The organism is Flavobacterium sp. (assembly GCF_031409475.1).
In the GTDB taxonomy this organism is placed as follows: domain Bacteria; phylum Bacteroidota; class Bacteroidia; order Flavobacteriales; family Flavobacteriaceae; genus Flavobacterium.
In genome coordinates, this window is the sequence record NZ_JANNXH010000059.1 from 1 (window position 1) to 9972 (window position 9972).

Genomic DNA, 9972 nt, shown 5'->3' on the forward strand with positions numbered 1-9972 from the left:
AAAAGATATCGTTGCTGAAAAAGCAAAAGCTGCAAACATGCCGTACATCACTGAAAGATGGCCGGGTGGAATGTTAACTAACTTTGTAACTATCCGTAAAGCCGTTAAAAAAATGGCTACTATTGATAAAATGAAGAAAGATGGAACATTCATGACACTTTCTAAAAAAGAGCGTTTGCAAGTGGATCGTCTTCGTGCTAAATTAGAGAAGAATTTAGGTTCAATATCAGATATGTCAAGATTACCTGCTGCTTTATTTGTAGTAGATATCAAAGCAGAACACATCGCAATAAAAGAAGCTCAAAAATTAAACATTCCAGTTTTTGCAATGGTTGATACTAATTCTGATCCTCGTGAAGTAGAATATGTAATTCCGTCAAATGATGATGCTTCTAAATCAATCGATAAAATCTTAACGTTAGTAACCGCTGCTATTATTGATGGTCTTGCAAACAGAAATTCTGATGCAACACCAGATGAAAATGCAACCGAAGTTTCTGCTGAAGCGATTGAAGAAGTAGTTGCAGAGGCAACTGCATCAGTAGCGATTGAAGAAGTAGTTGCTGAAACTGTTGAAGTTGTTGAAGTAGCAGAAGCTATTACTCCAGAAGTAATTGCAGAAGAAACTAAAACCGAAGAATAAATCAAATAAATTTAAAGATTGAAGGATTTAAAGATTGAAAGACTATTGATTTTACAATTAGTATTGCTTTTAATATTTTAAATTTTTCAATCTTTTAATCTTTAAATTAAAAAATTATGGCAACAATTACTGCTGCAGACGTAAATAAATTAAGAACAATCACAGGTGCAGGAATGATGGACTGCAAAAAAGCATTGGTTGAAGCAGATGGAGATTTTGATTTAGCTATCGAAAACCTTCGTAAAAAAGGACAAAAAGTAGCGGCAAACCGTTCTGATAGAGAATCTACAGAAGGTGCAGCAATTGCTGTAGTTAACACTGACAAAACTGCTGGAGTTGTAATCACTTTAAACTGTGAAACTGACTTCGTAGGTATGAACGAAAACTTTGTGAAAATGGCTACTGAAATGGCAAATTTAGCATTGAACTTCGATTCAAAAGAGGCGTTTTTAGCTGCTGATTTTAACGGAATCACGGTTGCTGATAAATTAATTGAGCAAACTGGAGTGATTGGTGAAAAACTAGAAATTAGAACTTTCGAAAAATTAGAAGGCGCTTTTATTGGTTCTTACATTCACTCAGGAAACAAAATTGCAACTTTAGTTGCACTATCTGCAAACATAGCAGGAACTGACGAAGTAGCAAGAAATATTGCAATGCAAGCCGCAGCAATGTCTCCAATCGCATTAGACGAAACTGGTGTTGATGCGGATACCATCGCTAAAGAAATAGAAATTGCTAAAGACATCCTGCGTCAAGAAGGAAAACCAGAAGCAATGTTAGACAATATTGCTAAAGGTAAATTAGCGCGTTTCTTTAAAGACAACACATTAGTAAACCAAGATTACATTAAAGACAATAAATTAAGCGTTGCTGCTTATGCTAAGTCTTTAGATAAAGATCTTATCGTAACTGGTTTCAAAAGAGCTGCTTTAGGATAAAGTCATTGCGAGGAACGAAGCAATCTCATTAGTAAATTTCCCAACTCGCGTTACTATAAAAATCCCATCTTGTTGTAAAAAACGAGATGGGATTTTTTTATAAATTCAGTACACTTTCTCAAAAATGAAAATAAAATGCTAAATTTGAGAAACTAAAATACTATGTTCAAAACCAAAAAAGAAATCGTATTTGTAATTCTTGCTGGGATTTTCATAACTAATGCTGTTGTGGCAGAATTAATAGGTGGGAAATTAATTCAAGTTGGTCCGTTTGTAATGAGTATTGGTATTTTACCGTGGCCAATTGTATTTCTAACGACTGATTTAATCAATGAGCATTTTGGCGAGCGAGGAGTGAAAAAGCTTTCCCTTATCACAGCGTGTTTGATTGCATACGCTTTCGTTATTTTATTAATGGCTATAAATGTTCCTGCTGCAAAAGGAATAAGTCCTGTAAGTGACAGTCAATTTTATGCTGTTTTTGGACAAAGTATGTGGATTATTGTAGGAAGTATTATTGCTTTTCTGGTTTCGCAATTGATTGATGTAACGGTTTTTTGGTTTTTTAAAAACCGAACCGGCAATCGTAAAATATGGCTGCGAACTACTGGATCTACTGTGGTTTCTCAATTATTTGATTCTTTTATAGTGTTAGGAATTGCTTTTTGGTTGCCCGGAAAAATTAATTTCGAAACTTTTATTTCATCTGCATTAACGGGTTATACTTTTAAATTAACCATCGCAGTATTGTTGACTCCACTAATTTATTTAGGTCATTATTGGATTAATAACTATCTGTCAAAAGAAAAGGAATAATTATGGAAGAGAAAATAAGATGTAAATGGTGTTTGTCGAGTGATTTGTATAAAAAATATCATGATGAAGAATGGGGAGTTCCTGTTTATGCCGATGATAAATTATTTGAATTCCTAATTCTAGAAACATTTCAGGCTGGATTGAGTTGGATTACTATTTTGAACAAAAGAGAAAATTTTAGAACGGCTTTTGATGATTTTGACTATTTAAAAATTGCGAAATATAATGAGCCGAAAATACAAGAATTACTGCAAGATTCTGGGATTATTCGGAATCAATTAAAGATTCGTTCCGCAGTTTCGAATGCAATTTCATTTATAAAAATTCAGCAAGAATTTGGAAGTTTTTCAAACTATATCTGGAGTTTTGTTGATGGAAAACCCATCATAAATAATCATAAAAACTTATCCGAAGCAGTAGCTACAACGCCACTTTCGGACTCAATAAGTAAAGATTTAAAAAAACGTGGTTTTAAATTTGTAGGTTCAACCGTAGTTTATGCACACATGCAAGCCACAGGAATGGTAGATGATCATGTGGCAGATTGCTGGAAACGAAATTAAAATTCTAAAACGTTACCAACATTAATTTCTCCTTCATTTAAACAGAATACATTTGTACCAAATAAAACTGAGTTATCCACTTTTCGGTATTTGCTTAAGGTTTTTAAAGGTTCTTTTAAAACGACAGCTGTTTGCGGATTATTATTGACCATTACGCACCTTCCACACGGTTTGGCATTTTTAAATTGTACCTTTCCTATTTGAAAAAAATCAAAGAAATCTTCTTCGTGAGCAACTGTAGTATTAATAACTATATTGGGTCTGAATCTATGAATCGTTATCTTTTCTTCCAGTTTTTCATTTAAAATTTTCAAACTTTCTGAACCTATTAACAAATAAGGATAACCATCTGCAAGGCTAACAATCAAGGTTTTATCAAGCCTTTTAGCATGGTGTTTTCTATCACCTGTATTGCTAATTTTTACTAGCTTACAGCTAAAACCAAGTTCTTGAGTAAACCATTTAGAAGCCGCTTTGCTCACTTCGTAAACCGTACTCTCATCATCCCAAACCATTGAAGAAATAGGTTTTTCTAAACTTTCATTTATAAAAAATTCGTACTTTTTATCTTTATAAATAACACTGATTTTGTCCGATAAAATTTCTGGATAAAATTGACTTAAAATAGGATGTTTTCTTTGGGTTATGAACTGATTTTCTTCATCTACTAACATCCATCTTCTGTCATATTCAAAACCCATTTCTTCGGCTTTGGCACTTTCAACACGAATTCCAGCCAAGCTTTTTATTGGGTAGATGTATAAATCCGTTACAACATATGTTTTCATAATCATTTGCTTTTTAGAAGTTCAATAAATTCCGTTCTTTCAATTTCTCTACAACCTAAACTTTCTAGGTGTTCGTTGTAGACTTGACAATCCAAAAGGTTATAATTATCCTTTTTTAATTGGTTTACCAAAGATATAAAACCCACTTTAGACGCATTCGAAATTGTAGAAAACATACTTTCTCCGCAGAAAATATGTCCTAAATCAATACCATATAAACCGCCAACTAATTCGTTATTTTGCCAAACTTCGACTGATTTGGCGATTCTCATTTCATTCAATTTACAATAGGCTTCAATCATTTCATTGGTAATCCAAGTCCCGTTTTGTCCATTTCGCTTTATATTTTGACAATTCGAAATTACTGCTCTAAAATTTTGATTGAATGTTACTGTAAAGCTATTTTTATTGAGAATATTTCGCATACTTTTTGAAACCATTAATTCGTCCAAAAACAACACCATTCTAGGATTGGGCGACCACCAGAAAATGGGTTCGCCTTGCTCAAACCAAGGAAAAATGCCGCTTTTATAAGCCAAAACTAATCGGTCTGGTGACAAATCACCACCAATGGCGAGAATGCCATCAGGATTAGCTTGAGAAACAGGAGGGAAAAACAACTCTTTAGAAAGGACAAACATAAATCAATTAAAAATTACGAATTAAAAATTAAAATTCAGCATTGCAAAAAGTAGGCATAAGTAAAAGTCAAAATTTAAAATCGCATTTTAGTGACGCACTAAATTAATTTGCCACAGATTTTACAGATTAACACAGATTGATTCGTCACACAGCTTAAAAATCTTTTTAATCCTTCAAATCTGTGGCAAAAACTTTTATGTTATTTTGATATTAAGACAATATCTCTTTTTAATTACTTACATAAACATCAAACAAAAAAAAGCCAGAAATTCAAGTAAACTTAAACTTCTGACTTCTAACTTTTGACTTCATTATTTCTTAGAAAGGCAAATCGTCTGGTTCGTCTTCGTTTAAGCTTGTTGCGGGAGCAAAAACTTCGGCAGCAGGCATTGGAGCTGATGGCGCTGGTGTTTCTGAGGCTAATTTTTCGATTCTCCAACCTTTAATTGAATTGAAATATTTAGTTTCTCCTTGTGGATTAACCCATTCTCTTCCGCCTAAATTGATAGAAACTTTTACGTTTTCACCAACAGAAATAGTATTTAATAAATCACTTTTATCTTGAACGAATTCAATCATGATACTTTGCGGATACTGCTCATCTGTAGTAACTACTAATTCTCTTTTTTTAAATGTTGGACTAACTTGTAGCTCTGCTCCAACTACTTTTACTTTTCCTGTAACTTCCATCTTCGTTATTTTTTATGTTATATTAATTTTATATTTCCTTTGCTAAAAGCATTTTCCATGCAGAAGAAACATCGTTGGTATTGAGATATTCTTTAGCTTTTAAATGTATTTTTTGAGCATCATCAGAGCTTAAAACACCTTTAATAGTGAAATTTTGTTTTACAAATATAGTAATTTCTTCACTTGTTGGCAAGGCTTCAACATTTCCTAATTTACCTAAATCATTCCGATCAAAAACGGTGCTTTTTTTGATGAAATCTGGAATTGTATCTACTCCAATTCCTAAATTTTTTATGGGTTTCTCCACTTCAAAAAGTCCCATTTTTGCTCTCGAATACCAATTCTCTCCCATTCGGGAAACCAAATCTATTTTTTCAGGACTGATCACTCCGTTTTCGTCCAAAACACTCTCGTTGATATGAATTTTAACTACTTCGCAAATAATTAAATTTCCTGCACCGCCTTCATTTCCTAACGAAATAATTTCATTGACTTTGCACTCAAACTGCACCGGACTTTCGGCAACACGATACGGTTTTACAATATCTGATGGGATTTGTGTCAACCCTGATTTTAGAAATTCGTTTACACCATCAGGATATTCAGTGCTTGACAAGGACATTTGTTGCACCATATCATAATTTACAATATTGATAACAACTTCGTGTGTGGCATTGCAATTGATCAAAGTATGTTTAATGGAGTTGTCCCGAACGCGTCGTGCTGGAGAAAAAATAAGTATGGGCGGATTGGAACTAAAAACATTAAAAAAACTAAACGGAGACAAATTGGGTTTTCCATTTTTATCAACTGTACTTGCAAATGCTATAGGTCGAGGAGCAATGGCACTTTGCAAATAACTTTGCAATTTTGCAGGAGAAACTTCGTTTGGTTTTATGCTTATCATGTTGTTTTTATCTAAAACAAAAATAGTAAATAAGAAAATGGAATGTGAAATTGTTAGTGAGTTTATTTCGACATTACTATTGATATTTGAAATTTGATATTGCTATTGCTAATGGAATTATTATATTTATACCACAAAAAACAAATTTATGCAGTTTTCAGAGCGAAGAAACACAACCCGTTGGATTATTATTTTTGCTTCCTTCCTTATCGTTTTATTAATTCTTTGGAATACCTATACTTTTTTTCAAATTTTTAAAAATGAAGAACGCCTGAAAATGAATATTTGGGCATCGGCACAAAAATCATTTTTAAACGCCAATTTAGAAACTGATAAAATCGATTTAAATCTGGAAATTTTTAGTAATAATAAAACCATTCCTTTAATTCTTACCGAAGACAATAAAATTATAAACACCAATAATATTGATGATGACATTGTTGCTAATCCTTCTCAATTAGAATCCTTTTTAGAAAATTTAAAAAAGCAAAACGAACCCATTGCCATAGAGTATGTGCCAGGGAAATTTCAATATGTCTATTATGGAAATTCCGCTTTATTAAACAAACTAAAGTATTATCCTATTGCTTTGTTGCTCATTATTGTGCTTTTTGGCGGACTGGTTTATAATTTTTATCGGAGCACGAAAATGGCTACTCAAAACAAGCTTTGGGCAGGAATGGCTAAAGAAACTGCGCATCAAATTGGCACGCCACTTTCGTCATTAATAGGTTGGGTCGAAATTCTAAAAGCCGATAATGTTGCCGAAAGCACCACGTTAGAAATTGAAAAAGACATTGACAGACTACAAACTATTACCGAAAGATTCTCTAAAATAGGTTCAGAGCCAAAATTGGAAAACAAAGATATAATCGCAGCAACTCTACAAACATATAACTATTTACAATCGCGGTTTTCTAAACAAGTAGAGTTTTCTTTCAAAGGTCCAAAAGAGCCAATTACAGTTTTTATAAATCCCACTTTGCACAGTTGGACAATCGAAAATTTAATGAAAAACGCAGTTGACGCCATGAAGGGCAAAGGAAAATTAGTTTTACAAATCATTAAAGAGGATGATTTTGTAAAAATAAATGTAACGGATACTGGAAATGGAATTCAAAAAAAACAATTCAAAACTATTTTTGAACCCGGATTTACTACCAAAAAAAGGGGTTGGGGATTGGGATTGTCGTTAACTAAAAGAATTGTGGAGGAATACCATAAAGGGAACATAAAAGTCCTGAATTCTGAAATTGGAAAGGGAACAACGATGCAAATTTCATACAAGTTGAACTAGTTAGTTTTGTTTTCTAAAACTACTGAACATTAATTTTCGACCTATTTCACTTTTGCTTAAATATTCCTTTACAAAAACTTCTTGCGCCTCTGTTTGTGCAATCGAACTTGCGATAGATTTTTTGATACTATTTAAATTTGAAGCGTTTTCGTTTCCCAGAGAACCTAAACTGTAAATATCATTTTCGCATTTTTTAAATTTATCCTTTACATTTTGAATCATCATTTTCAGTTCTGAATCTGATTGTTCAGGTTTAAATTTTTTGTTTCTATAAACAATAAAATCATTGAGATACGTAATGGCTTCATTGTAATTTGTGACGATTAGCTTTACCTTATCAATATTTTTATTTTGATTTAAAGCCTTAAAGTTGTTTTTTTCAAATTTGTATTGGTCCAAAATTAAATTATTAACAATGCCATTTGCCTCAATTCTTGCTGCTGATTCAAACGCTTTGTCTGTATCAATTAATTTTTCGAATTTGTTAATCTCATTTTGAAAATCAAAACTTTTTTTTGACGTATTTGAAGCTGTTTTCCCTTCATAAAACTCTTTGTTTGTGATGGGAAAATTAAGAAACTGCCACAAATAATCAAACGGAATATGCGAGACTATCATTTTTTGAGGTTCTACTTTATAATACGAATTATTAAGTTTTTTTACAAACTTCCCATTATTAAGTCCACCTGAACCCCAAGTGGGATCAAACAAAAACCATTTCCCATCTATTTGTGAGGCACACCAAGCGTGCGAAATTGTGGCTATTACGCCGTTTTGTTTGGTGTAACCTACAATTATGCGGGTTTTAATTCCAAGTTTATTAGCAATAGCATTAAAAACCTCTGCATAATGAATGCAAACTCCTGTTTTAGTTTTTAAAGTAGATGCGATTTTTTCTTTTGGATTTTGAATGGTATTGGGTTCAAACATATGCTGTACATCGTAACTTATGTTTGATGCAATCCAATAAAAAACAGCTCTTATTTTGTCGTTTTCTGTTTTAAAATTCGTTTTTATATAATTTGAAATTCCAGTTGTAGTAGTTGTGGAGTCTACTGGAATTTTAGCCATTATATTGTCTGCTTTTTCAGTACCAATAATAACTTGACTTGAAGTTATTATTGAAAAAAAAAGCGTGAAAATAAAAAAAGTATTCTTCATTTTACTAGATTAGTTCTAAAAATGAATGTTATAAATTGGCTTGAATGGCTTTCGCCAAAGCTTCAAACTCTGCTTTCGTCATGGTAACTTTGTTCTGAAAACGCATTTCATCCATTTCGTTCAGCGGAATTAAATGCACATGCGCATGTGGCACTTCAAGACCAATTACAGCCATTCCTATTCTTTTACATGGAACCGTTTTCTCAAGAGCAACGGCAATTTTTTTAGAAAACTGCATCAGACCAATATACAAATCATCCTGAATATCAAAAATCTTGTTGATTTCCAGTTTTGGTACACAAAGAGTATGCCCTTTGGCGTTTGGGTTTACGTCTAAAAAAGCCAAGAAATTTTCGTCTTCGGCTATTTTATAACACGGAATTTCACCGTTTATGATTTTTGTGAAAATACTTGACATAAGAAGTTGGATGTTAGGAGTTGGAAGTTGGGAGGTTTAAAAGTTTAAAGTTGTTTAAATTATGCTAACTGAAATCTACTCCCGTCCCGAAACTTCGGGATCGGGACTGAAATCTGCTGCCTAAAACTAGTCTCTAGAAACTTCTAGGATTTCGAATTTCAAGACACCGTTAGGAACTGTAATTTCAGCTACTTCACCTACTTTTTTTCCAAGTAATCCTCTTCCAATTGGAGATGTTACTGATATTTTTCCTGTTTTTAAATCGGCTTCACTTTCGGCCACAAGTGTGTATTTCATTTCCATACCATTTGCCTGATTTTTGATTTTTACATTAGATAAAACCAAGACTTTGGTAACATCCAGATGTGTTTCGTCAATCAATCTCGCATTCGAATGTACTTCTTCGAGCTTGGCAATACGCATTTCGAGCATACCTTGTGCTTCTTTTGCTGCATCGTATTCAGCATTTTCGGACAAATCGCCTTTGTCTCGTGCTTCGCCAATATCTTGAGATGCTTTTGGTCGCATCACACTTTTTAAATAGTCTAATTCGTCTCTTAATTTTTTTAATCCTTCTGCGGTGTAATAAGATACTTTACTCATAACTTCATCGTTTATATAAAATAGAAAAAATCCCATCGGGACGGGATTTCTTTCCACAAAGATACATTTTATTTTTTTTAGTCCATAAATATATGTCAAACATATATATTTCAAAGTTAATTAAATTAAATTTGTTTCGTTAATTCTTTTAAAATATTTTCAATAATGAAAAAATATCTTATCCTGTTTCTTACCATTCCACTACTTTATTGTTGTAGCAATAATGATTTTAACAATAAAAATCCTTTTATCCCTAATTATACTTTTACGGTGGATATCAATACTAATTTGCCCGCTTATTCTAACTTGAAATTTGTTAGCAACGGGGTTTATTATCCAAATGTTGGTGCGCGAGGAATCCTAATTTTTAATACAACCGGAACGGGTTACAATGCCTTTGATGCGGCTTGTCCCAATCAAGCTTTGGCTGCTTGTTCCACCATGTCAATAAGTGGAATTAATGCGGTTTGCGCCTGTGATAACGCGCAATACAGTTTGTTTAC

At 32.8% G+C, this 9972-nt stretch carries 13 protein-coding genes; 6 read left to right on the top strand and 7 right to left on the bottom strand.

Translation table 11 applies throughout. The annotated features are described in order from the left end of the window. The 4 genes from rpsB to RMO53_RS10425 all read left to right on the top strand — a co-directional run. On the top strand, positions 1-643 hold a 643-nt coding region (rpsB, locus tag RMO53_RS10410), incomplete at its 5' end, for a 30S ribosomal protein S2 (protein WP_310380333.1). 116 nt (positions 644-759) lie between these two features. After that, positions 760-1584 (top strand): translation elongation factor Ts, encoded by an 825-nt coding sequence (tsf, locus tag RMO53_RS10415; RefSeq protein WP_310380335.1) that lies wholly within the window; start codon positions 760-762, stop codon positions 1582-1584. A 162-nt stretch (positions 1585-1746) separates the two neighbouring features. Continuing rightward, positions 1747-2400: a queuosine precursor transporter gene (locus tag RMO53_RS10420; RefSeq protein ID WP_310380337.1), complete on the top strand. Its 654-nt coding sequence runs from the start codon at positions 1747-1749 to the stop codon at positions 2398-2400. Positions 2401-2402: 2 nt separating this feature from the next. Next, positions 2403-2963, top strand: a complete 561-nt coding sequence (locus RMO53_RS10425) for a DNA-3-methyladenine glycosylase I (protein ID WP_310380339.1) — start codon at positions 2403-2405, stop codon at positions 2961-2963. Here RMO53_RS10425 and RMO53_RS10430 read toward each other — a convergent pair. The 4 genes from RMO53_RS10430 to RMO53_RS10445 all read right to left on the bottom strand — a co-directional run bounded on the left by RMO53_RS10430 (position 2960) and on the right by RMO53_RS10445 (position 5990). Then, positions 2960-3751 carry an MOSC N-terminal beta barrel domain-containing protein gene (locus RMO53_RS10430; RefSeq protein WP_310380341.1) on the bottom strand — a complete coding sequence of 264 codons (792 nt, stop codon included), beginning with the start codon at positions 3749-3751 and terminating at the stop codon, positions 2960-2962. The two genes, RMO53_RS10425 and RMO53_RS10430, sit on opposite strands and share 4 nt — an antisense overlap. 2 nt (positions 3752-3753) lie before the next feature. Continuing rightward, entirely contained in the window at positions 3754-4392 is a 639-nt protein-coding gene (aat, locus tag RMO53_RS10435) for a leucyl/phenylalanyl-tRNA--protein transferase (protein ID WP_310380344.1), read from the bottom strand. Positions 4393-4711: 319 nt separating this feature from the next. Continuing rightward, a complete protein-coding gene (locus RMO53_RS10440) occupies positions 4712-5083 on the bottom strand; it encodes a DUF3127 domain-containing protein (RefSeq protein WP_310380346.1) in 372 nt (123 codons plus the stop codon). A gap of 28 nt (positions 5084-5111) precedes the next feature. Continuing rightward, a complete protein-coding gene (locus RMO53_RS10445; RefSeq protein ID WP_310380347.1) occupies positions 5112-5990 on the bottom strand; it encodes a flavin reductase family protein in 879 nt (292 codons plus the stop codon). Positions 5991-6138: 148 nt separating this feature from the next. On the opposite strand from RMO53_RS10445, the gene RMO53_RS10450 reads away from it, so the two are divergent. Then, entirely contained in the window at positions 6139-7287 is a 1149-nt protein-coding gene (locus RMO53_RS10450; protein WP_310380348.1) for a HAMP domain-containing sensor histidine kinase, read from the top strand. On the opposite strand, the gene RMO53_RS10455 is transcribed toward RMO53_RS10450, so the two are convergent. From RMO53_RS10455 to greA, 3 genes are all read right to left on the bottom strand, one after another. Continuing rightward, positions 7288-8448, bottom strand: a complete 1161-nt coding sequence (locus tag RMO53_RS10455; RefSeq protein WP_310380349.1) for a transglutaminase domain-containing protein — start codon at positions 8446-8448, stop codon at positions 7288-7290. A gap of 28 nt (positions 8449-8476) precedes the next feature. After that, entirely contained in the window at positions 8477-8866 is a 390-nt protein-coding gene (locus RMO53_RS10460; protein WP_310380351.1) for an HIT family protein, read from the bottom strand. A 126-nt stretch (positions 8867-8992) separates the two neighbouring features. Next, complete coding sequence (gene greA, locus RMO53_RS10465) at positions 8993-9469, bottom strand: transcription elongation factor GreA (RefSeq protein ID WP_310380353.1); 477 nt, start codon at positions 9467-9469, stop codon at positions 8993-8995. Between the two features lie 165 nt (positions 9470-9634). On the opposite strand from greA, the gene RMO53_RS10470 reads away from it, so the two are divergent. Beyond that, positions 9635-9972: hypothetical protein (locus tag RMO53_RS10470; RefSeq protein WP_310380355.1), on the top strand; the 338-nt coding region annotated here is incomplete at its 3' end.

Bases quoted from the DNA above. Each gene is read 5' to 3' on its own strand.
- RMO53_RS10450 (WP_310380348.1), top strand. From the start codon at position 6,139: ATGCAGTTTTCAGAGCGAAGAAACACAACCCGTTGGATTATTATTTTT.
- aat (WP_310380344.1), bottom strand. From the start codon at position 4,392: ATGTTTGTCCTTTCTAAAGAGTTGTTTTTCCCTCCTGTTTCTCAAGCT.
- tsf (WP_310380335.1), top strand. From the start codon at position 760: ATGGCAACAATTACTGCTGCAGACGTAAATAAATTAAGAACAATCACA.
- RMO53_RS10430 (WP_310380341.1), bottom strand. From the start codon at position 3,751: ATGAAAACATATGTTGTAACGGATTTATACATCTACCCAATAAAAAGC.
- RMO53_RS10460 (WP_310380351.1), bottom strand. From the start codon at position 8,866: ATGTCAAGTATTTTCACAAAAATCATAAACGGTGAAATTCCGTGTTAT.
- RMO53_RS10420 (WP_310380337.1), top strand. From the start codon at position 1,747: ATGTTCAAAACCAAAAAAGAAATCGTATTTGTAATTCTTGCTGGGATT.
- RMO53_RS10425 (WP_310380339.1), top strand. From the start codon at position 2,403: ATGGAAGAGAAAATAAGATGTAAATGGTGTTTGTCGAGTGATTTGTAT.
- RMO53_RS10455 (WP_310380349.1), bottom strand. From the start codon at position 8,448: ATGAAGAATACTTTTTTTATTTTCACGCTTTTTTTTTCAATAATAACT.
- RMO53_RS10440 (WP_310380346.1), bottom strand. From the start codon at position 5,083: ATGGAAGTTACAGGAAAAGTAAAAGTAGTTGGAGCAGAGCTACAAGTT.
- greA (WP_310380353.1), bottom strand. From the start codon at position 9,469: ATGAGTAAAGTATCTTATTACACCGCAGAAGGATTAAAAAAATTAAGA.
- RMO53_RS10445 (WP_310380347.1), bottom strand. From the start codon at position 5,990: ATGATAAGCATAAAACCAAACGAAGTTTCTCCTGCAAAATTGCAAAGT.